At 69.4% G+C, this 20,047-nt stretch carries 19 protein-coding genes; 10 read left to right on the plus strand and 9 right to left on the minus strand.

What is annotated here, in order from left to right:
• Window positions 1-36: 36 nt before the first annotated feature.
• Window positions 37-1,635, plus strand: coding sequence for a beta-1,6-glucan synthase (locus CKCBHOJB_RS13590; RefSeq protein WP_281051693.1), 1,599 nt, complete (start codon window positions 37-39; stop codon window positions 1,633-1,635).
• Here CKCBHOJB_RS13590 and CKCBHOJB_RS13595 read toward each other — a convergent pair.
• Window positions 1,531-1,965: a hypothetical protein gene (locus tag CKCBHOJB_RS13595; protein ID WP_281049197.1), complete on the minus strand. Its 435-nt coding sequence runs from the start codon at window positions 1,963-1,965 to the stop codon at window positions 1,531-1,533. The two genes, CKCBHOJB_RS13590 and CKCBHOJB_RS13595, sit on opposite strands and share 105 nt — an antisense overlap.
• A gap of 304 nt (window positions 1,966-2,269) precedes the next feature.
• On the opposite strand from CKCBHOJB_RS13595, the gene CKCBHOJB_RS13600 reads away from it, so the two are divergent.
• Window positions 2,270-4,882, plus strand: a complete 2,613-nt coding sequence (locus CKCBHOJB_RS13600; protein ID WP_281049198.1) for a glycosyltransferase family 2 protein — start codon at window positions 2,270-2,272, stop codon at window positions 4,880-4,882.
• A 61-nt stretch (window positions 4,883-4,943) separates the two neighbouring features.
• On the opposite strand, the gene CKCBHOJB_RS13605 is transcribed toward CKCBHOJB_RS13600, so the two are convergent.
• The 8 genes from CKCBHOJB_RS13605 to CKCBHOJB_RS13640 form a co-directional block, all read right to left on the minus strand.
• Window positions 4,944-6,281, minus strand: coding sequence for a DASS family sodium-coupled anion symporter (locus tag CKCBHOJB_RS13605; RefSeq protein ID WP_281049199.1), 1,338 nt, complete (start codon window positions 6,279-6,281; stop codon window positions 4,944-4,946).
• 67 nt (window positions 6,282-6,348) lie between these two features.
• Window positions 6,349-7,605: a 6-phosphofructokinase gene (locus tag CKCBHOJB_RS13610; protein WP_281049200.1), complete on the minus strand. Its 1,257-nt coding sequence runs from the start codon at window positions 7,603-7,605 to the stop codon at window positions 6,349-6,351.
• 178 nt (window positions 7,606-7,783) lie between these two features.
• A complete protein-coding gene (gene adk, locus CKCBHOJB_RS13615; RefSeq protein ID WP_281049201.1) occupies window positions 7,784-8,437 on the minus strand; it encodes an adenylate kinase in 654 nt (217 codons plus the stop codon).
• An 86-nt stretch (window positions 8,438-8,523) separates the two neighbouring features.
• Entirely contained in the window at window positions 8,524-9,300 is a 777-nt protein-coding gene (gene kdsB, locus CKCBHOJB_RS13620) for a 3-deoxy-manno-octulosonate cytidylyltransferase (RefSeq protein ID WP_281049202.1), read from the minus strand.
• 8 nt (window positions 9,301-9,308) lie between these two features.
• Window positions 9,309-9,500: a Trm112 family protein gene (locus CKCBHOJB_RS13625; protein ID WP_281049203.1), complete on the minus strand. Its 192-nt coding sequence runs from the start codon at window positions 9,498-9,500 to the stop codon at window positions 9,309-9,311.
• Window positions 9,481-10,488 (minus strand): tetraacyldisaccharide 4'-kinase, encoded by a 1,008-nt coding sequence (gene lpxK / locus CKCBHOJB_RS13630; protein WP_281049204.1) that lies wholly within the window; start codon window positions 10,486-10,488, stop codon window positions 9,481-9,483. The genes CKCBHOJB_RS13625 and lpxK overlap by 20 nt, the downstream gene beginning before the upstream one ends.
• A 40-nt stretch (window positions 10,489-10,528) precedes the next feature.
• Window positions 10,529-10,954, minus strand: a complete 426-nt coding sequence (locus tag CKCBHOJB_RS13635; RefSeq protein WP_281049205.1) for a biopolymer transporter ExbD — start codon at window positions 10,952-10,954, stop codon at window positions 10,529-10,531.
• Window positions 10,955-10,966: 12 nt separating this feature from the next.
• The gene (locus tag CKCBHOJB_RS13640) at window positions 10,967-11,575 is read right to left on the minus strand and encodes a MotA/TolQ/ExbB proton channel family protein (protein WP_281049206.1); all 609 of its coding nucleotides are present in this window, start codon (window positions 11,573-11,575) and stop codon (window positions 10,967-10,969) included.
• Window positions 11,576-12,059: 484 nt separating this feature from the next.
• On the opposite strand from CKCBHOJB_RS13640, the gene xseA reads away from it, so the two are divergent.
• From xseA to rsxC, 8 genes are all read left to right on the plus strand, one after another.
• On the plus strand, window positions 12,060-13,352 hold the full coding sequence (xseA, locus tag CKCBHOJB_RS13645) for an exodeoxyribonuclease VII large subunit (protein ID WP_281051694.1): 1,293 nt from the start codon (window positions 12,060-12,062) through the stop codon (window positions 13,350-13,352).
• 208 nt (window positions 13,353-13,560) lie between these two features.
• Window positions 13,561-14,145, plus strand: coding sequence for a Fe-Mn family superoxide dismutase (locus CKCBHOJB_RS13650; protein ID WP_281049207.1), 585 nt, complete (start codon window positions 13,561-13,563; stop codon window positions 14,143-14,145).
• A gap of 146 nt (window positions 14,146-14,291) precedes the next feature.
• Window positions 14,292-15,095 carry a pseudouridine synthase gene (locus CKCBHOJB_RS13655; RefSeq protein WP_281049208.1) on the plus strand — a complete coding sequence of 268 codons (804 nt, stop codon included), beginning with the start codon at window positions 14,292-14,294 and terminating at the stop codon, window positions 15,093-15,095.
• A gap of 243 nt (window positions 15,096-15,338) precedes the next feature.
• The gene (gene tal / locus CKCBHOJB_RS13660; RefSeq protein WP_281049209.1) at window positions 15,339-16,415 is read left to right on the plus strand and encodes a transaldolase; all 1,077 of its coding nucleotides are present in this window, start codon (window positions 15,339-15,341) and stop codon (window positions 16,413-16,415) included.
• A 63-nt stretch (window positions 16,416-16,478) separates the two neighbouring features.
• Window positions 16,479-17,027 (plus strand): NUDIX hydrolase, encoded by a 549-nt coding sequence (locus tag CKCBHOJB_RS13665; RefSeq protein ID WP_281049210.1) that lies wholly within the window; start codon window positions 16,479-16,481, stop codon window positions 17,025-17,027.
• 133 nt (window positions 17,028-17,160) lie between these two features.
• Window positions 17,161-17,745 (plus strand): electron transport complex subunit RsxA, encoded by a 585-nt coding sequence (gene rsxA / locus CKCBHOJB_RS13670; protein WP_281049211.1) that lies wholly within the window; start codon window positions 17,161-17,163, stop codon window positions 17,743-17,745.
• A 13-nt stretch (window positions 17,746-17,758) separates the two neighbouring features.
• Window positions 17,759-18,310: an electron transport complex subunit RsxB gene (gene rsxB, locus CKCBHOJB_RS13675; protein ID WP_281049212.1), complete on the plus strand. Its 552-nt coding sequence runs from the start codon at window positions 17,759-17,761 to the stop codon at window positions 18,308-18,310.
• A complete protein-coding gene (rsxC, locus tag CKCBHOJB_RS13680) occupies window positions 18,307-20,040 on the plus strand; it encodes an electron transport complex subunit RsxC (RefSeq protein WP_281049213.1) in 1,734 nt (577 codons plus the stop codon). The genes rsxB and rsxC overlap by 4 nt, the downstream gene beginning before the upstream one ends.
• The last annotated feature ends 7 nt before the right edge of the window (window positions 20,041-20,047 follow it).

Genomic DNA, 20,047 nt, shown 5'->3' on the forward strand with positions numbered 1-20,047 from the left:
TCCCTACCCCCTCCTCCGACGGAACAGACCAAGGTGATGATCCCCCCGCGCACCGACCGCAAGGCCCTGTGGCTCACGCTGCTGCTCGCCAGCCTGGGCGTGCTCCTGCTGCTGTCCGCGATCCTGTGGTCGCGCACGCGTCCGGTCGAGATGCACGACCTGCATCTTGCCGACGGCGAGAAGCTGAAATGCGTGTCCTACGCGCCCTATCACCGCCCCGGCCAGACGCCACTCGACATCGACACCCGGATCGAGCGCGAACAGATCGCCGCCGACCTCGCCGCGCTGGCGAAGATCACCGAATGCGTGCGCCTGTACTCGGTCGACCAGGGGCTGGACCAGGTCCCCGAGCTCGCCCGTCCGCTCGGCATGAAGGTCCTGCTCGGCGCCTGGATCGGCTACGAGAAGCCGCGCAACGCGCGCGAACTCGAGCACGCGATCGCGCTCGCCAATGCCAACCCCGACGTGGTGCGCGCGCTGATCGTCGGCAACGAAGTCCTGCTGCGCCGCGAGCGCACCGAGGACGAGATGCGCGAGCTCATCCGCCACGCGAAGGCGAATGCCCGGGTGCCGGTCACCTACGCCGACGTGTGGGAGTTCTGGACCCGCCACGACAGCCTCGCCGCCGAAGTCGATTTCGTAACCGTCCATATCCTGCCCTTCTGGGAAGACGAGCCCGTGGACATCGAGCTCGCGCTCGAACACGTGGCCGAAACCCGCCGCCACGTCGGCGAGCACTTCGCCGGCAAGAACATCCTGATCGGTGAGACCGGCTGGCCGAGCGCCGGCCGCCAGCGCGAGGAGTCGAAGCCGTCGCGGGTGAATCAGGCCCGCTACGTGCGCGAGTTCGTCCATCGCGCCCATGCAGAGGGCTGGGACTACAACCTGATCGAGGCCATCGACCAGCCCTGGAAGCGCAAGCTCGAGGGCACGGTCGGCGGCTACTGGGGGATGCTGGACGCCGCGACCCTGGCGCCGAAGTTCCCGCTCGCCGGCCCGGTCGCCGAACGCGACAGCCTTTACGGCCCGGTCGGCGGCGCCCTCGTCGGCGGTGTGCTCGCGCTGCTGCTCGCCATGACCGGTCGCCGCACCCGCTGCCTGCGGGTGAGTGCGCTCACCGCCACCGGGGCGCTGGGCGGCCTGGTCGCCGTGCTGCACTGGGAGCACGCCCACCTGGCCTATCGCAATGCGCTCGAATGGATCGTGCTCGGCGGCGTCGGCGCCCTCGCCGCCCTGCTGCCGCTCACGCTGGCACGCTGGCATGGACAGGCCGTCCCCGCCACCGGGCAGGCCGACAGCATCCGTTGGCAGCCCGAGCGTCTGCTCGGCATGCTGCGCACGGCGCTGCTCTTCGCCGCCGCCGTGGCGGCCCTGCTGCTGTGGGTCGATCCGCGCTACCGCGACTTTCCGACCCTGCTCTATCTGGTGCCTGCGGTGGTGCTGGGGGTGACCGGCTGGTGGCGCAGGCGCGGCAGCCGGCGCGAACGCACCTGCGCCGCCGTCATCGCCATCGGCGTCATCGCGCGCTGGTCAACCGAGCCCGCCAACCCGCAGGCGATTGCCTGGCTGCTGGTCGGACTCACGCTCGCCCTGCCGCTGCTGCTCGTCCGCGCCAACCAGGACGAGCAGCGCTAGCAGCCCGCCCACGGCGGCCGGATCGTAGCTGTACAGGACCAGGCCCGCGACACCGCTCAGCCAGCCCGCCCAGGCCAGCCGACGACAGGAGAAGGCGAAGGCCAGCACGCCCGCACCCAGGCTCACCCAGCCGAGGCGCTGGTGCAGGAAGGTCTGCACCAGCGCGTCCTTGAACGCGCAGGCGGCGAACGGCGCATCGACCACGGTACAGTCGCGCGGCAGCACGCCCGCCTCCAGCAGGCCGTGGCGGAACCACAGCGCCAGCGCGGCCACCAGCGCCCCAAGGAGCAGCGGTGCCGCAACGCCATGTTTCGGCAAATTAATTCGCATGTTCAACGCCTTTTCATTCAAAATCAGCGGATAGCAGGCCAGCCGCAAAACTGTTGCAAATTGGCACGCACCTCCGCTCGTAAGCGGCTGAAATCGTGCATAAAATGCGCCCGGTTCGGACTGATCGACCGTACTCGAAGATCCGCGCATTGTGTCACAGCTCGGACCGCGCCGAAATTTGCGCACTGCGCCATCGCGCGCAGCTGCGGCGGACCGCGGGCATGACCGCCGTTCCGGTACCCTGCCCACAAGGCACCTGCCATGCTTGCGCGCTGCCCGATCGACGCAGCGCACTGGAAAAGAGATGAAAAAAGCCGCCTCCCTCGTCGCGCGCATCGCCGTTGCACTCGCGATCGCAGCAGCTGTCGCCTTCGCCCAATACTGGATCTGGCAGCAGCTCAACCGCAGTGCGGAATTCATCGGCACCAACCAGAGCATCAAGGGCTTTGCCTACAACGGCTTCCAGCGCGACCAGAGCCCGCTCAAGGGCACCTACCCCACGCGCCAGGAACTCGCCGCCGACCTCGACCTGCTCGGTCGCCGCTCCGACGGCCTGCGCACCTACGGCGTCACCGACATGCCCGATCTGCTCGAGCTTGCCGGCGAGCGCGACATGCTGGTGACCGCCGGCGCCTGGCTCGATGCCCGTCCGGACGCCAACGAGCGCGAGATCGCGGCCCTGATCGACGTCGCCCGCCGCATGCGCCACATCGAGCGGGTGATGGTCGGCAACGAAGCCATCCTGCGCGGCGACATCGACGTCGATGAGATGATCGGCTACCTCGACCGTGTGCGGAAAGCGATCCGCAAGCCGGTGTCCACCGCCGAGCCCTGGCACGTGTGGCTGCGCTACCCGGAACTGGCCAAGCACGTCGACTACATCACCGTGCACCTGCTGCCCTATCACGAGGGCCTGCCGGTCGAGAAGGCGGTCGAGTACGCCTTCCAGCGCTACGACGAGGTCGCCCGCGCGCATCCGCGCAAGAAGATCGTGGTCGGCGAAGTCGGCTGGCCGAGCCGCGGCCCCACCATCGACGCCGCGGTGCCTTCGCTGGACAACCAGGCGCGCTTCGTGCGCGAGTTCCTCGCCCATCCTCGCACCGCCCGCATCGACTACTTCCTGATGGAAGCGATCGACCAGCCCTGGAAGGTCGACGTGGAAGGCTGGGCAGGGCCCTACTGGGGTATGTTCAACGCCGACCGCGAGCCCAAGTACGCCCTCGAGGGCGTCGTCGAGCGCGACCCGCACTGGTCGCACAAGGCAAGCAACGCCGCTGCGCTCGCCTTCATCCCGATGATGCTCGCCGCCTTCTTCCTGCCCGGCTGGAGCATCTTCGGCCGCGTCTTCCTCGCCGCGCTGATCCAGGCCTGCGTGTCGACGCTGATCATCGGCATCAACGTGCCGGTCGAGTACTACCTGACCCAGCGCGACCTGATCGGCCTGGTGCTGCTGATCGGCGCCACCTGCATGACCGCCGCCGTGCTGCTGTCGCACGGCTTCGAGTTCGGCGAGGTCCTGTTCAAGAAGAAGTGGCAGCGCCGGTTCATGCCGCTGCCGCCTCACGCCCCCGACCAGCAGCCCTTCGTGTCGATCCACCTCGCCTGCTACAACGAGCCGCCCGAGATGGTGATCGCCACGATCGACAGCCTGGCGCGGATGAATTACCAGAACTTCGAGGTCCTGATCCTCGACAACAACACCCGCGACGAGGCGCTGTGGAAGCCGCTGGAACGCCGCTGCGCCGAGCTCGGCCCGCGTTTCCGCTTCTTCCACCTCGCCAACTGGCCGGGCTTCAAGGCCGGCGCGCTCAACTACGGGCTCAAGGTCACCGACCCGCGCGCCGAGGTCGTCGGCGTGGTCGATGCGGACTACGTGGTCGATCCCGACTGGCTGGCCTGCCTGATCCCCCACTTCGACCAGCCCGACGTCGCGGTCGTGCAAGCGCCGCAGGCGCACCGCGACTGGGAGACCCAGCCCTTCAAGCGCATGTGCAACTGGGAGTTCGACGGCTTCTTCCGCATCGGCATGCACCACCGCAACGAACGCAACGCGCTGATCCAGCACGGCACCATGACCCTGGTGCGCCGACTCGCACTGGAAGAGGTCGGCGGCTGGTCGGAATGGTGCATCTGCGAGGACACCGAACTCGGCTTGCGCCTGATCGAGAAGGGCTACGACACCCGCTACGTGGACCACATCCTCGGCCGTGGCCTGACCCCCTCCGGCTTCTCCGCGATCAAGAGTCAGCGCTTCCGCTGGGCTTTCGGCGCGATGCAGATCCTCAAGGCCCACCTGCCGCAGATGCTCGGCCGCAGCAGCCTGAACCTGGCGCAGCGCTACCACTTCCTCACCGGCTGGTTCGCCTGGCTGGGCGATGCGCTGCAGCTGGTGTTCGCCTTCGGCAGCCTGTTGTGGACGCTGGGCATCCTGCTGTTCCCGAAGGCCTTCGGCCTGCCGGTGGTATCGCTCGCGCTGCCGATCTTCGGCTTCATGATCTTCAAGGCCGCGCTCGGCCCCATCCTCTACCGCCGCACCATGGACTGCCCGTGGAAGGACATCCTCGGCGCCTCAATCCTGTCGGTCGGCCTGGCGCACGCGATCGCGCGCGGTGTGTTCGCCGGCCTGGTGAAGAAGAAGGGCGTGTTCGTGGTCACGCCCAAGGGCTGGCGTGGTGGCGGCGCCCTCGCCTTCTTCAACCCGATCCGCGAGGAGATCGGCATGCTGGTGGCGCTGCTGATGGCTGCGGCGACGCTGGTGGCGCAGCGCGGCGCCGACAACCTGGAGACGCAGCTGTGGGTCGGCATCCTGTGCCTGCAGTGCATCCCCTACGTCGCCGCCATCCTGTGCCAGGTCGCGGCCTACATGCCGGAGCGCAAGGACGCTGCACCGGCATGCGCGCTGCCGGGCCAGGCCTGACCGGGACGACCCTCACCACTAGGGGCCGTGCAGGCGTCCCCGGATTTCATGGCGACCGCCCTCAGTACAGCGCCAGCGCGAGCCCCGCGATCGCCACCAGCACCGGATAGATCAGCACCGTCACCCGGATGCCGGCGGAGATCATCACCCGCTGCGGTACATGCCCGCTGCCGAACACGATCGCATTGGGGGGCGTCGCCACCGGCAGCAGGAAGGCGCAGGAGGTGCCGACCGCCACCAGGACTGCCAGCGGGACGCTGTCGACATGCGGCGCCATTCCCAGGAACAGCGGCACCAGCAACGCGGCGCTAGCGGTATTGCTGGTGACTTCGGTGAGCAGCAGTGCGAACAGCATCATCAGCGCCACGCACAGCAGTACCGGCATCTCTGCCAGCGGATCGCCCAGCTGCGCCGCCAGCCAGCTCGCCGCCCCGCTGTCGGCGAGCGCCTTGCTCAGGGCCAGGCCACCGCCGAACAGCAGCAGCACGCCCCACTCGGTGCTGCGCTCCACATCCTGCCAGCTCGCCAGCTTCAATCCATGCAGCAGGACCAGCGCGAACACCGCCACCGCCGCGTCGTAACCGCGCCCCAGCCCGGTCCACGCCGCGACCGGTGCGCCGAATACCCAAAGCAGCACGGCGAGCCCGAACACGCCGAGCATCTGGCGCTGCGCCCGCGTCCATGCGCCCTGGGGCGGGGGCGGCGTCACCTTGAGCTCGAGCGCGGGCTGCAGCGCCCAGCGCAATGCGAGCTCCATCAGCGGCATCATCACCAGCACCAGCGGCACGCCCCACAGCAGCCAGTCCGCGAAGCTCAGGCCGACATTGGCGGCGGCGATCGCATTCGGCGGACTGCCCACCAGGGTGCCGATGCCGCCGATGTTGGCCGAGAACGCGATGCCGAGCAGCACGTACATCCAGGTGCGGCGGTAGTCGTCGATCGCCAGCGGTGCGAGCAGGCCGAGCGCCAGCGGCAGCATCATCGCCGCCGTGGCGGTATTGCTGATCCACATCGACAGGAAGGCGGTGAGCCAGAACAGCCAGCGTACCGAGCGCCCGAAATGCGCCCCGGCGCGCCGCATCACCTGCCCCGCCATCCACCGGTCCAGCCCCTGGCGCTGCAGCCCCGCGGCGAGCGCGAAACCGCCGAGGAAAAGGAAGATCACCGGGTCGGCGAACTGCAGCAGTGCCTCGTCGAAGGCCAGCACCCCGCTCAGTGCGGCAAGCAGGGGCACAAGCAGGGCGGTGACGCTGACGTGCACCGCCTCGGTGACCCACAGCCACGCGATCGTCGCCAGCAAGGCCAGTCCGGCGCCAGCGCGTCCCAGGCCGTCGCCGAGCCAGAGGTTCAGGCCGGCGAACAACAGCGCCGCAATGATCAGGTGGGCCGTGCGCTTCACATCCCGGCCCCGCGCTCGGCACGGCCAGCGCGGGCGCAGCCAGGGCACCCGCGGCGAGACGCAGACTTCATGCGTCCCACGCGGGCAAGCGGCGCGCAACCCGCGGCAGCGCGAAACCGCCGTAATCCGGCAGGCCGTCGACCGTCGGCTGGACGAACTCGCCGGCGATCAGCGGGCGGATGTAATCGCAGGCCGCCCGCGTCACGTGCAGGCCGTCCGCTGCGATGAATTCGGTGGGCAGTGCGCGCTCGAGATTGGCGATCGGCGCGGTGTCGATCGGCACCACGTCCCAGCGGTAGGGCGCATCCTGCAGGCGACGGATCGCCGGCATCGTGCCGCCGCATCCCTGCAGCGCACAGTCGACCGCGCCCCGCCCGACCGCCATCGCCTGCTCGCGGTCGGTCGCCGACAGCCAGTGCGCGCCGGCGCGCTGCATGTAGTCCGGAATCGCCCAGTGGTGCTTGTACCCGAGCCGGGTGTGGATCAGGCGCGCGACCTCCCCGCCCGCGCCGCCGAGCTGCACGTAGCCGCGGGGATCGCGCGACTTCTCGGTGATCAGGCTGCCATCGGCGCGGCGGATGCCTTCGGACACCGTGATCGCGCAGTAGCCGAGGCGCTCGGTGACCGCCTGCACGCGGGCGAGGAAGGCCTCCTCGTCGAATGCGACCTCGGGCACCAGCACGACATGCGGCGCCCGGTCGGGGTCGCCCCCCGCAGCCAGCGCGGTCGCCGCGGCCAGCCAGCCGGTGTTGCGCCCCATCACCTCCATCACGAATACGCTGCCCCTGGCGCCCACCATCGAGGCGATGTCCAGGCCGGCCTCCAGCATCGAGGTCGCGAGATACTTGGCCGCCGAGCCGAAGCCGGGGCAGCAGTCGGTACCGACGATGTCGTTGTCCACCGTCTTCGGCACCCCGATGCACTGCAGCGGATGGCCGCGCCTGCGCGCCTCGGCCTGCACCCGGGCGACCGCGTCCATCGAGCCGTTGCCGCCGTTGTAGAGCAGCCAGCCGACGCGGTGCACATCGAACACGGCGAACAGGCGGTCCATCACCAAGCCACCGTCGTCATGCGGCAGGTCGAAGCGGCAGGACCCGAAGGCGCCGCCCGGGGTGCGCGCCAGGCGCTCGAGCCCGGCCGCGTCGAGGGCGGTGGTGTCGATAAGGTCCTCGCGCAGGATCCCGCCGATGCCGCGGTGCGCGGCCAGGATCCGGCCCACTCGTCCGCCCTCCGCCCGCGCTGCGGCGATCACCGCAGCGGCGGTGGCGTTGATCACGGCGGTCACCCCGCCGGAATGTGCATAGAGGAGCGTGTCGTGGGTCATCGCCGTGCTCTCCTGCCAAGGGCCACTAAGTGCTGCCCGGGCTCGATCAAAGCCATGTCCGGACACGCGAGACGCGTGCCCACAAAAAGCAGGCGCGGCCGCCCCCTGCTCGGGAATGCGGCCGCGCCGGTGCGCTCCGGGCGTGTGCTGGGACACCCCCGGGCTGCCATGTTGCTGCTTACTTCAGCGCGTCGAAGGCGCGCGCGGTGATTTCATCCACCGCGCCGAGGCCCGAGATCTTGCGCACCTTGGGCGCATTGGCGTCGCCCGAAGCCGCCCACTTGCTGTAGTACTCGACCAGCGGCTTGGTCTGCGAGTGGTAGACGTCGAGGCGCTTCTTGACGGTTTCTTCCTTGTCGTCGTCGCGCTGCACCAGATCTTCGCCGGTGACGTCGTCCTTGCCCTCGACCTTGGGCGGGTTGTACTTGACGTGGTAAGTGCGGCCCGAGGCCAGGTGGGCGCGACGGCCGCTCATGCGTTCGACGATCTCGGCGTCGGGCACGTCGATCTCGAGCACGAAGTCGATCGGAACGCCGGCGTCCTTCATCGCGTCGGCCTGCGGGAGCGTGCGCGGGAAGCCGTCGAACATGTAGCCGGACTTGCAGTCGTCCTGCTGCAGGCGGTCCTTGACCAGGCCGATGATGATGTCGTCGGACACGAGGCCGCCGGCATCCATGACCTTCTTCGCCTCGAGACCCAGCGGGGTGCCCGCCTTCACCGCGGCGCGCAGCATGTCACCGGTGGAGATCTGCGGAATGCCGAACTTCTCCTTGATGAAGTTGGCTTGCGTACCCTTGCCGGCGCCCGGCGGTCCCAAAAGAATCAGTCGCATACTCCCTCCCGAAAATGGACGGCCATCGAGCATGGCCGTTTCCTTATTGAATAACAGTCGAAACTTAACCGACGCACGCCGGGTGGTCAAACCCCTCCGGCGGCGAACAGCGCACGCACACGTTCGAGGTCCTGTGGCGTATCGACGCCGGCCGCCGGCGCCTGCTCCAGCTCGAGCACGCGGATGCGATAGCCGTGCCACATCGCCCGCAACTGCTCGAGCGCCTCCCAGTGCTCCAGCGGCGAGGGCGCGAGCCCGGCATAGCGGCGCAGGAAGCCGACGCGATAGGCGTAGAGGCCGACGTGGCGCAGCACCGGCAGGCCTTCGGGCAGCGTGCGCCCGCCCCCGGCCCACGCGTCGCGCGCCCAGGGGATCGGTGCGCGCGAGAAATACTGTGCGTGCCCGACGGCGTCGCACACCACCTTCACGACGTTGGGGTTGAACACCTCGGCGGGATCGTGGATGGCGTGGGCCGCGGTGGCGATCGCCGCATCCGGATCCGCAGCCAGCACTTCGGCGACCGCGGCGACGATCGCGGGGTCGATCAGCGGCTCGTCGCCCTGCACATTGACCACGATGTCATCGTCGGACCAGCCGCGCAGGGCCGCGACCTCCGCGAGGCGGTCGGTGCCGCTGGGGTGGTCGGCGCGGGTCATCAGCACCGCGCCACCCGCCGCGGCGACCGCGTCGCGCACCTCGGCGTGGTCGGTCGCGACCCAGGTCTCGCGCGCGCCCGCGCCCTCCACGCGCTCGAGCACGCGCACGATCATCGGCTTGCCGCAGATGTCGGCGAGCGGCTTGGCGGGCAGGCGGGTGGAGGCGTAGCGCGCCGGGATGACGATGCGGAAAGCAGCCGCGGCCATCGCGCGGCTCACTTGCGCAGCGCGTCGACTTCTTCGGCGCTCATGCTGCGCGCCTCCTCGTCCAGCATCACCGGGATGCCGTCGCGGATCGGATAGGCCAGGCGGTCGGCCTTGCACACCAGTTCCTGCTTGTCCTTCAGGTAGTCGAGCGGCCCCTTGCACAGCGGGCAGACGAGGATTTCAAGCAGACGTGCGTCCATCTTCGAGTTTCTCCAGGATGCGTTCGGCGGCGCCGGAACCGATCTGCGCCCGCACCGGGTATTCCCAGCAATCTGCAGGCGCGAAAGGCGCGCATTTTACCGCATCCTTGGCCGTCATCAGGATCGGCAGCGGCTCGGCGAAGGCGAGATCGCCCGCGACGAAGCGATGATGGTCGGCGAAGGGGTGCGGCACGACCTCGATGCCCTCGCCCGCGAGCTGATCGAAGAAGCGCTGCGGGCGACCGATGCCGGCCACCGCGTGCACGCGCCGGCCACGGAAATCGCGCGCCGGCCGGGTGTCGCCGCGACCGCGCAAAGCACGCAGATCCCCGCCCTGCAGCTGCATCGAGAACACCGGCACCGCGCCGATCTCCGCACGCAACGCAGGCGAAAGCGGACCGTGCGCCAGGACCAGGTCGACTTCGGCCAGGCGCGCGAGCGGCTCGCGCAGCGGCCCCGCGGGCAGCAGCAGGCGGTTGCCGAGCGTGGCCTCGTCGACCACCGCGATCTCGATGTCACGCGCCAGCCGATAATGCTGCATGCCGTCATCGGCGATCAGGACGTCGCACTCCGGATGCTGGCGCAGCAGTTCGCGCGCCGCGGCCGGGCGGTCGCGCCCGATGGCCAGCGGACAGCCGGTGAGGCGCGCCAGCAGCACCGGTTCGTCGCCGTAGCGCTCCGGATCACCGTCGTCGGGAACGAGGGCGACGCCCCCTTCGGCGCCGACCCGCCCGCCGTGGCCGCGGCTGACGATGCCCGGCCGGTAGCCCGCGGCGCGCAGCACGCCGGCAAGCCAGTCCACCACCGGAGTCTTGCCGCTGCCGCCGACCGCGATGTTGCCGACCACGATCACCGGCACCGGCAGGCGCTCGGGCGTGATCGAGGCCCGGCGCCGCGCTGCGAGCGCACCAAAGAGCCAGGACAGCGGGCGCAGGAGCTGCGCGACCGCGCCCCGCCCTTGCCAGAACGCCGGAGCCTGCGCAGCCATGCTCAGGAAAGGCAGAAACCGTGGATGACTTGCCCGCGCGTCACTGCGCCGGAGCCTGGGTGGCGAAGGTGATGTGCGGCAAGCCGGCGCGCTGCGCCGCCTGCATCACATCGACCACGCTCTGGTGCGCGGCCTTGGCGTCGGCGTTGATCACGATCACCGGCGGTTCGCCGGACTCGCCCGGCGCCGCCTTGCCGAGCGCGGCGGCGATCGCGTCGATGCTGCGCTCGGCCACCGGCTGGCGGTTGACCATCACCTCGCCCGCCGCGGTCACCGCGACGTCGATCTCCTGAGCCACCGACTCGCTGCCCTCGGACTCCGCGGTCGGCAGCTGGATCTCCAGCCCCGAGACCTTGGAGAAGGTCGTCGTCAGCATCAGGAAGATGATGATCACCAGCACCACGTCGATGAGCGGGATCAGGTTGATCTCCGGTTCCTCGTTTCGGCTGCCGCGGCGGAAGTTCATCGCTCCGGGTCCTCAGGCACGCCGTTCGCCGTGGGCGACCTCGACCAGCTTGATCGCCTGCTGCTCCATGTCGATCACGAAACTGTCGATCAGCGCGCGGAAGTGGCGCCAGAAGATCATTGCCGGAATCGCGATGATCAGGCCGAGGCCGGTGGTGTACAGCGCGATCGAGATGCCCTGCGCCAGTTGCGCCGGGTTTGCGCCGCTGACGCCTTGCGAAGCGAAGATGTCGATCATGCCGATGATGGTGCCGAGCAGGCCCATCAGCGGGCTGATCGCGGCGATCGTGCCGAGCGTGGTGAGGAAGCGCTCCAGTTCATGGACGACGGCACGCCCGGTCTCCTCGATCGCCTCCTTCATGACCTCGCGCGAGCTGCCGACATTGCGCAGGCCGGCGGCGAGCACGCGACCGAGCGGCGAGTGCCCCGCCACGCGCTCGATCATCTGCGCGGACACGCCACCCTGGCGAAGGTCGGCTAGCACCTTGTCGAGCAGCCCGGTCGGAACGATGCGCGAACGACGCAAGCTGATCGAGCGCTCGATGATGAGCGCCACCGCGATGACCGATGCCAGTATCAGGGGCCAGATCGGCCAGCCAACGGCCTGAATGATCGCGAACACGCGCCAACCTCTTGCGAATAAAGGCGAGACTCTAGCGCCGCAGCCGGGGCGCCGGCAAGGCGGATTCACGGTCAGCGTGCCTTGCCCCCCTTGCGCATCGAGCGGTGCCCGCCCCATCCGCACGACGCCCCGGGCATTCGACACCAGGGCGCCCGGCCGGCGCGGCTTGCGGGCAGGAATCCACAGAACCTGTGGATAAGTTTGTGGGCAGTTTTGGGATGTTGCCCCAGAACCCTGTCGCCACGCGCCTCCGCTTGCTCCGATGAAAAATTGTGCAACATTTTAATCCTTTAAAAATCAGCAACTTAACCATACACCCCTTATCGATCAAGGACTTGCATGAGCGCGCTTGACACGGCGTCGCGGCTGTGGATTGAGCTACAATCCGCCCATGCGTTCGCCCCTTTTCCTGCCCGCCACGAACACCGATCGCGGCGCGGAAACGTCCTTTGCTCCGGTACTTAGCGTCTCCGCACTGAACCGCATGGCGCGCGAGGCGCTCGAGGCGGCGCTGCCCTTGCTGTGGGTCGGCGGCGAGATCTCCAACCTCACCCGCGCCGCGTCCGGCCACGTCTACTTCACCCTCAAGGACGCCAACGCACAGGTGCGCTGCGCGATGTGGCGCAACCGCGCCCAGCTCCTCGCCTTCCGCCCGGAGAACGGCATGCGCGTGGAGGCGCGGGCACTGGTCACGCTATACGAGGCGCGCGGCGACTACCAGCTCAACATCGAGGCCCTCAGGCCCGCCGGCATCGGCGACCTGTTCGAGGCCTTCAACCGCCTGAAGGCGAAGCTCGCCGCCGAAGGCCTGTTCGACCCCGCCCGCCGCCGGCCGATCCCGCGCTTTCCCCGCGCCCTCGGCATCGTGACCTCGCCGCAGGCGGCCGCGCTGCGCGACGTGCTGGTCACCCTGCGCCGGCGTGCCCCGCATCTGCCCGTGGTGCTCTATCCCGCGCCCGTGCAGGGCGCGGACGCGGCTGCGCGCCTGGTCGCTGCGGTCGAGACCGCGGGCCGGCGCGCAGCCGAGGACGGCGTCGACCTGCTGCTGCTGGTCCGCGGCGGGGGCAGCCTCGAGGACCTGTGGTCGTTCAACGACGAAGCGCTCGCACGCGCGCTGCGCGCCTGCCCGCTGCCGGTGGTGAGTGGCGTCGGCCACGAGACCGACTTCACCATCGCCGATTTCGCCGCAGACCTGCGCGCGCCCACGCCCACCGGCGCCGCGGAGCTGGCCAGCGCCGGCTGGCATGCCGCGCACGGCGAAGTGCAGGCGCTGCAGCCTCGCCTGCAGCGCGCGCTCGGACGCCGGCTCGAAGGCCTCGTCCAACGCCTCGATCGCGCCAGCCTGCGCCTGGTGCATCCGCGCGAACGCCTGCACCGGGAACATGCGACGATCGAGCGCCAGCGCGAACGCCTGCAGCGTGCGCTCGAGCGCCGGCTCGAACGTGCCGCCGGGCGCTGCGACCAGGCCCGCCTGCGCCTTGCTGCAGCGGTGCCGAAGCCCCACCTGCAGCTGCCCCGCCTCGACATGCTGGCGCACCGCCTGCACCGCGCCGGCGCCGCCCTGCTCGCCCACCGCCACACCCGCCTGCAGACCCTCGCCGCCCATCTCGCGCATCTGGCACCCGACGCGGTCCTCGCGCGCGGCTACGCGATCGCCCGCGACGCCGATGGCAAGGTGCTGCGCAGCGCCGTCGGCGTCGAGGCGGGCGCCGCGGTGAGCGTGCAGCTCGCCGAAGGCCACCTCGACACGCGCGTGGTCGGGCACGGCACCGGCTGAACACGGCAGCGCGCGCAATCCCCTGTCGTGCATGGCTCGAGCGGGCGGGATGGCCGCGGCGCGGCGCGGCACCGGTGGTTCCGCAAACGCGCCGGATGGGCTTAACATGCTGAGGGCAACATTGCCGGGGAGCCTATTCCAGACTAAAATAGTCTGGCTTTACCCCCTCCCCACAGACAGACAAATCGAACGACACAGGAGAAACCGCATGGAACACACCCTGCCCGCCCTGCCCTATGCCAAGGACGCCCTCGCCCCGCACATCTCGGCCGAGACGCTGGAGTTCCACTACGGCAAGCATCACCAGGCCTACGTCACCAACCTGAACAACCTGATCAAGGGCACCGAGTACGAGAACCTCGACCTCGAAGCCATCGTCAAGAAGGCACCGGCCGGCGGCGTGTACAACAACTCCGCCCAGGTGTGGAACCACACCTTCTTCTGGAACAGCATGAAGCCGAACGGCGGCGGCGAGCCCAGCGGTGCGCTGGCCGACGCGATCAAGGCCAAGTGGGGCTCCTTCGACGACTTCAAGAAGGCCTTCCAGGCCTCCGCGGTCGGCAACTTCGGTTCCGGCTGGACCTGGCTGGTGAAGAAGGCCGACGGCTCGGTCGACATCGTCAACATGGGCGCCGCCGGCACCCCGCTGACCACCGGCGACACCGCGCTGCTCTGTATCGACGTGTGGGAACACGCCTACTACATCGACTACCGCAACCGTCGCCCGGACTTCGTCGCCACCTTCCTCGACAAGCTGGCCAACTGGGACTTCGCGGCGAAGAACTTCGCCTGATTCCCGGCGCCGGTCCCGGGCCGGCCGAGCTGAATGCGAAAGCGACCCGAGTGGTCGCTTTCGTTTTTTCCGCCGCTGCATTACTGAGGCCCCGGCCCCGACCCGCCCTCCGCCACGGGCTGGCCATGCCACCCACGAGACGCCCCATGCTCGACATCCTCTACCGCGACGAATGGCTGGTCGCGATCCACAAGCCCTCCGGCCTGCTCGTGCACCGCAGCCCGATCGCCGCGCACGAGGAGCGCTTCGCGGTGCAGCTGCTGCGCGACCAGATCGGCCGCCGGGTGTATCCCGCCCACCGCCTGGACCGCGGCACCTCGGGGGTGCTGCTGTTCGCGCTCGAGCGCGAGGTGGCGCGCACGCTCGCACAGCGCTTCGAGTCGCAGTCTGTGGACAAGCGCTATCTGGCGGTGGTGCGCGGCCATCCCGCGGAGAGTGGCGTCATCGATCACCCCCTGGTCCGACGACTGGACCCGATCGAGATCCGCCATGGACGCGGTGCCGGCGCACGGGATGCGCTGCCCGAGGACATGGATGCGTACGAGGCCTCGCACGGCGACGACGCCGGCCGGCAGGAAGCGCTCGCCCAGCCCGCCCGCACCCGCTTCCGCCGCCTCGCCACGGTCGAACTGCCGCATGCGGTCGACCGCTACCCCACCAGCCGCTATGCGCTGGTCGAGCTCGTCCCCGAAACCGGCCGCCGCCACCAGCTGCGCCGTCACCTGAAACACATCTCCCACCCGATCATCGGCGACGCCACCTACGGCAAGGGACGCCACAATCGCCTGTTCCAGGAACTCTTCGGCTGCCACCGCCTGCTGCTCGCCTGTACTCGCCTCGCTCTGGCCCACCCGGTGACGGGAACACCGCTGGAGATTGTGGCGCCGGTGGCGGAGGATTTCGCAACGGTGCTCAAGACGCTGGGCTGGCAACTCCAGCCACGGACTTGAGGCACTTCAACGCACGCGAACAGGGGCTCGAATCCGCCGACGACGAAGGTGAGTTCCGCAGCCACGGAAGGAACACCCCGTGCGCGTCCTCGGCGACCAAGCTACGATCAGCGCTGGTTTCACAGCCAATAAATCCCCCTGCCAATGCAAGCCGGCACATCACGGCACTTTCAGGGCAGAATCCTGGCTTCCCGCAGACAGTCGCCTGTCCGGGCCCGTTTCCACGACTCTCCAGGTAGAACGATGAACCCGCTGCTCCAGGTACGCCAGCACGGCCAGCAGATCTGGCTCGACAACCTCTCCCGCACCCTGCTCAACGACGGCCACCTCGCGCGCTTCGTCGCCGACGACGGCGTCGCCGGCGTGACCACCAACCCGGCGATCTTTCACAAGGCGATCGCGGGCGGGCGCTACTACGAGGACGACCTGGCGGCCCTGAAGCAGCGCGACATGAGCGCCGAAGCGCGCTACGAGGCGCTGGTCATCCCCGACGTGCAGCGCGCCTGCGACCTGCTCGCTCCGCTGCACCGCGACAGCGGCGGCAAGGCCGGCTACGTCAGTCTGGAAGTCTCGCCCGCGCTCGCCCACGATGCCGACGGCACGGTGGCGGCCGGCCTGCGCCTGAAGGCCGCGGTCGCTCGCCCCAACCTGCTGATCAAGGTGCCGGCCACGGTCGCCGGCCTGGTCGCGATCGAGCGCCTGATCGGCGAAGGCGTCAGCGTCAACGTCACGCTGATGTTCTCGCTCGCGCACGCCGACGCGGTCGCCGACGCCTATCTGCGAGGCCTCGCCCGCCTGCAGGCCGCGGGCGGCGACGTGTCGAAGGTGATGTCGGTCGCGAGCCTGTTCCTGTCGCGCGTCGACACGCTGGTGGATGCGCTGCTGGAGGAAAAGGGCGGTGACCTGCTCGCGCTGCGCGGCCAAAGCGCGGTGGCGATGGCGCGCCTGGCCTACCAGGCCTACCTGGAGCGCTTCCAGGGCCCCGCGTTCGAAGCGCTGCGTGGCGCAGGCGCACGACCGCAGTACATGCTGTGGGCGAGCACCGGCACCAAGAATCCGGCCTACAGCGACCTGCTCTACGTCGAGCCGCTGATCGGCGCCGAGACCGTCAATACCCTGCCCGACGCCACGCTGGCGGCGCTGCGCGACCACGGCCAGGTCGCGTCCACGCTGGAGGAGGACGTCGAGCAGGCGGCGCAGCAGTTCGTCGCGCTCGCGGCGGCGGGCATCGACATGGTCGAGGTCGGCGAACGCCTGCAGCGCGAAGGGCTGGCCCAGTTCGAGCAGGCCTTCGCCGGCCTCCTGGCGCTGACCGCATGAGCGCGCCCCGGGGCACGCGGGCGAAAGCGGGCTAGAATCGTCGAAAACCTCATTCCCGCCATCATGAACTACTGCTCGAGCTGCGGCGCCCCGGTCGCCTTCCGCATCCCGCCCGGGGACACGCTGCCCCGCCACGTGTGCGAACGCTGCGGCACCATCCACTACCAGAACCCCAAGGTCGTCGTCGGCGCGCTGCCGGTCTGGGAGGACAAGGTCCTGCTCTGCCGGCGCGCCATCGAGCCGCGCCACGGCATGTGGACGCTGCCCGCAGGCTTCATGGAGAACGAGGAGACCACCGCCCAGGCCGCCGCACGCGAGACGCTGGAAGAAGCCTGTGCGCGCATCGAGGTGGGGGAGCTCTATACGCTGATCGACGTGCCCCACATCAGCCAGGTGCATATGATCTACCGCGCCCGCCTGCTCGACCTCGACTTCCGCCCCGGCGAGGAGTCGCTCGACGTCGCGCTGTTCGCGGAACACGAGATTCCCTGGGACCGCATCGCCTTCCGCTCGATCGCGATCAGCCTGCGCCATTTCTTCGAGGACCGCCGCAGCGGCCACTGGGGCATGCACACCGCGAGCCTGGCACCGCCACCGCCCGACTGGCGCTGAACGCCCGCCGCGCGATCCGCCCCGTCGGCCCGCGCGACCTGGCTCAGGCACTGATAAACCTATTAGTGCATCAGGGTTGAGCCCCCATTGACGGCGGAGGATAATCCCGCCCATTCCTTTCCGTGCGCGGATCATGACCAGCTACATCTTCGTCGTCATCGGCGCCGTTCTGGTGAACAACGTCGTCCTCGTCCGCATCCTCGGGCTGTGCCCGTTCATGGGCGTGTCGAAGAAGCTCGAGACCGCCATCGGTATGGGTGCGGCGACGACCTTCGTGCTCACCGTCGGCTCCGGCACCAGTTACCTGATCGATCATTACCTGCTCCAGGCCTTCGATCTGGGCTACCTGCGCACGCTGTCCTTCATCGTCGTCATCGCGGCGATCGTCCAGCTCACCGAACTCGTCATCCAGAAGACCAGCCCGCTGCTGCACCAGGTGCTGGGCATCTACCTGCCGCTGATCACCACCAACTGCGCGGTGCTCGGCGTGCCGCTGCTCAACGTGGGCCTGAAGCACAACCTGCTCGAGTCGCTGCTGTTCGGCTTCGGCTCCTCGCTCGGCTTCACGCTGGCGCTGGTGCTGTTCGCCGGCATCCGCGAGCGCCTCGACGGCGCCGATGTGCCGCTGCCGTTCAAGGGCACCGCGATCGCGATGATCACCGCCGGTTTCATGAGCCTCGCCTTCATGGGCTTCGCCGGTCTCGACCGCTTCCACTGAGGCCGCCGCCAGCATGCTCACCGCAATCCTCGTGATGACCGGCATCGCCGTCGTGCTCGGCCTCACGCTCGGCTATGCCGCGATCCGCTTCAAGGTCGAGGGCGACCCGCTGGTCGAGAAGATCGACGCCATCCTGCCGCAGACCCAGTGCGGCCAGTGCGGCTTCCCCGGCTGCAAGCCCTACGCCCAAGCCATCGCCAACGGCGAAGCCGAGATCAACCAGTGCCCGCCGGGCGGCGAGGAGGGCATCCGCAAGCTCGCCGACCTGCTCGGCCGCGAGTTCAAGCCGCTGTCCGAAGAACACGGCGTCGAGAAGCCGAAGTCGGTGGCGGTTATCGACGAGCAGACCTGCATCGGCTGCACGCTGTGCATCCAGGCCTGCCCGGTCGACGCGATCGTCGGCGCCGCCAAGCAGATGCACACCGTGGTGTCGCCGCTGTGCACGGGTTGCGAGCTGTGCGTGGCGCCCTGCCCGGTCGACTGCATCAGCATGGTCGCGGTCCCCGAGACGGTGCAGACCTGGAAATGGAAATACCCGGTGGTCGAAATCAGGAAGGCAGCATGATCGGGCGTCTGTTCAGATTCCACGGCGGCATCAAGCCCGACGCCCACAAGAACGAATCGGCCGGCCCCGCCATCCAGCGCGCACCGCTGCCGCGCCGCCTGGTCGTACCCCTGCGCCAGAGCCCGCGCGCCACCGCGAGCTGCCTGGTCGAGGTCGGCCAGGAGGTGCTCAAGGGCGAGCGCATCGGCGAACCCGAGGGCTTCCTCGGCACCGCCGTGCATGCGCCCACCTCGGGCACGGTGGTCGACATCGCCCGCCATCCGATGGCCCACCCCTCCGGGCTCGACACCGAATGCGTGGTCATCGAGCCGGACGGCGAGGAGCGCTGGATCGAGCACGCGCCCTTCGACTACCACACCGCCAGCCGCGAGCAGGCCCTGGCCTGGCTGCGCGACTGCGGCATCGTCGGCCTCGGCGGCGCCACCTTCCCCAGCCACGTCAAGCTCGGCAAGGGCGCCGGCATCGAGACCCTGATCCTCAACGGCGCCGAGTGCGAGCCCTGGATCACCTGCGACGACCGCCTGATGCGCGAGCGCGCGGCCGACATCCTGGCGGGCGCGACCATCCTGCGCGAGCTGATCGGCGCGCGCGAGCTGGTGGTCGGCATCGAGGACAACAAGCCGGAGGCGATCGCGGCGATGAAGGAAGCGGCCGCGGCCTCGCCCCACGGCGTCAAGGTGGTCGCGGTGCCGGCGCTCTACCCCGCCGGCGGCGAGAAGCAGCTCATCCGCGTGCTCACCGGCATCGAGATCCCCTACGGCAAGCTCGGCGGCGACTACGGCGTGCAGTGCTTCAACGTCGGCACCGCGCACGCGGTGTATCGCGCCATCGCCCACGGCGAGCCGCTGATCAGCCGCATCGTCACCCTCACCGGCAACGTCGACAACGCCGGCAACTGGGAGGTGCTGATCGGTACCCCGGTGCAGGACCTGCTGCCGCTCGCGCGTCCGCGCCCCGACACCGACCGCACATTGCTCGGCGGGCCGATGATGGGCTTCGCGCTGCCACGGCTCGACGTGCCCATCGTCAAGGGCAGCAACTGCCTGATTTCCGCGTCGCCCAGGCTGTTCCCGCCCGCCCCCCCGGAGCAACCCTGCATCCGCTGCACCGAGTGCGCCAAGGCCTGTCCGGCGGAGCTCCAGCCCTTCGAGCTGTACTGGTTCGGCCGCTCCAGGAACTTCGGCAAGGCGCAGGAATACCACCTCTTCGACTGCATCGAATGCGGCTGCTGCAGCTACGTCTGCCCGGCGCACATCCCGCTGGTCGACTACTTCCGCTTCGCCAAGAGCGAGATCTGGGCGCGCGAGCGCGAAAAGGCCGCGGCCGACCAGGCCCGCGACCGCTTCGAGTTCCGCAACTTCCGCCAGGAGCGCGAAAAGGCCGAGAAGGCCGCCAAGCTCGCCGCCAAGGCCGCCGAGACGCGCGCCAAGCTGGCCGAGGGCGTCGCCGAGGCCCCCGCCGCCGAAGCCGCCGCCGCCGAGGACCCGAAGAAGGCCCTGATCGCCGCCGCGCTGGCGCGGGCCAAGGCGCAGAAGGCCGAGGTCCGGCCGCAGAACACCGACAACCTGAGCCCGGAAACGCAGGCCGAGATCGCCGGCATCGAGGCGCGGCGCAAGGCGCTGGAAGCCGCCGCGCCGCCCGCCGCCACAGCGACCACCCCGAATGCGGACGCCCCCGCGGCCGCGAGCGACACCGCAGCCACCGCTCCCGGCGCCGAGCCCCGTTCCTGAGTCCGCC

This window comes from Thauera sp. GDN1 (genome assembly GCF_029223545.1).
Taxonomy (GTDB): domain Bacteria; phylum Pseudomonadota; class Gammaproteobacteria; order Burkholderiales; family Rhodocyclaceae; genus Thauera.

Bases quoted from the DNA above. Each gene is read 5' to 3' on its own strand.
- CKCBHOJB_RS13590 (WP_281051693.1), top strand. From the start codon at position 37: ATGATCCCCCCGCGCACCGACCGCAAGGCCCTGTGGCTCACGCTGCTG.
- CKCBHOJB_RS13595 (WP_281049197.1), bottom strand. From the start codon at position 1,965: ATGCGAATTAATTTGCCGAAACATGGCGTTGCGGCACCGCTGCTCCTT.
- CKCBHOJB_RS13600 (WP_281049198.1), top strand. From the start codon at position 2,270: ATGAAAAAAGCCGCCTCCCTCGTCGCGCGCATCGCCGTTGCACTCGCG.
- CKCBHOJB_RS13610 (WP_281049200.1), bottom strand. From the start codon at position 7,605: ATGACCCACGACACGCTCCTCTATGCACATTCCGGCGGGGTGACCGCC.
- adk (WP_281049201.1), bottom strand. From the start codon at position 8,437: ATGCGACTGATTCTTTTGGGACCGCCGGGCGCCGGCAAGGGTACGCAA.
- kdsB (WP_281049202.1), bottom strand. From the start codon at position 9,300: ATGGCCGCGGCTGCTTTCCGCATCGTCATCCCGGCGCGCTACGCCTCC.
- CKCBHOJB_RS13625 (WP_281049203.1), bottom strand. From the start codon at position 9,500: ATGGACGCACGTCTGCTTGAAATCCTCGTCTGCCCGCTGTGCAAGGGG.
- lpxK (WP_281049204.1), bottom strand. From the start codon at position 10,488: ATGGCTGCGCAGGCTCCGGCGTTCTGGCAAGGGCGGGGCGCGGTCGCG.
- CKCBHOJB_RS13635 (WP_281049205.1), bottom strand. From the start codon at position 10,954: ATGAACTTCCGCCGCGGCAGCCGAAACGAGGAACCGGAGATCAACCTG.
- xseA (WP_281051694.1), top strand. From the start codon at position 12,060: ATGGCGCGCGAGGCGCTCGAGGCGGCGCTGCCCTTGCTGTGGGTCGGC.
- CKCBHOJB_RS13650 (WP_281049207.1), top strand. From the start codon at position 13,561: ATGGAACACACCCTGCCCGCCCTGCCCTATGCCAAGGACGCCCTCGCC.
- CKCBHOJB_RS13655 (WP_281049208.1), top strand. From the start codon at position 14,292: ATGCTCGACATCCTCTACCGCGACGAATGGCTGGTCGCGATCCACAAG.
- tal (WP_281049209.1), top strand. From the start codon at position 15,339: ATGAACCCGCTGCTCCAGGTACGCCAGCACGGCCAGCAGATCTGGCTC.
- CKCBHOJB_RS13665 (WP_281049210.1), top strand. From the start codon at position 16,479: ATGAACTACTGCTCGAGCTGCGGCGCCCCGGTCGCCTTCCGCATCCCG.
- rsxA (WP_281049211.1), top strand. From the start codon at position 17,161: ATGACCAGCTACATCTTCGTCGTCATCGGCGCCGTTCTGGTGAACAAC.
- rsxB (WP_281049212.1), top strand. From the start codon at position 17,759: ATGCTCACCGCAATCCTCGTGATGACCGGCATCGCCGTCGTGCTCGGC.
- rsxC (WP_281049213.1), top strand. From the start codon at position 18,307: ATGATCGGGCGTCTGTTCAGATTCCACGGCGGCATCAAGCCCGACGCC.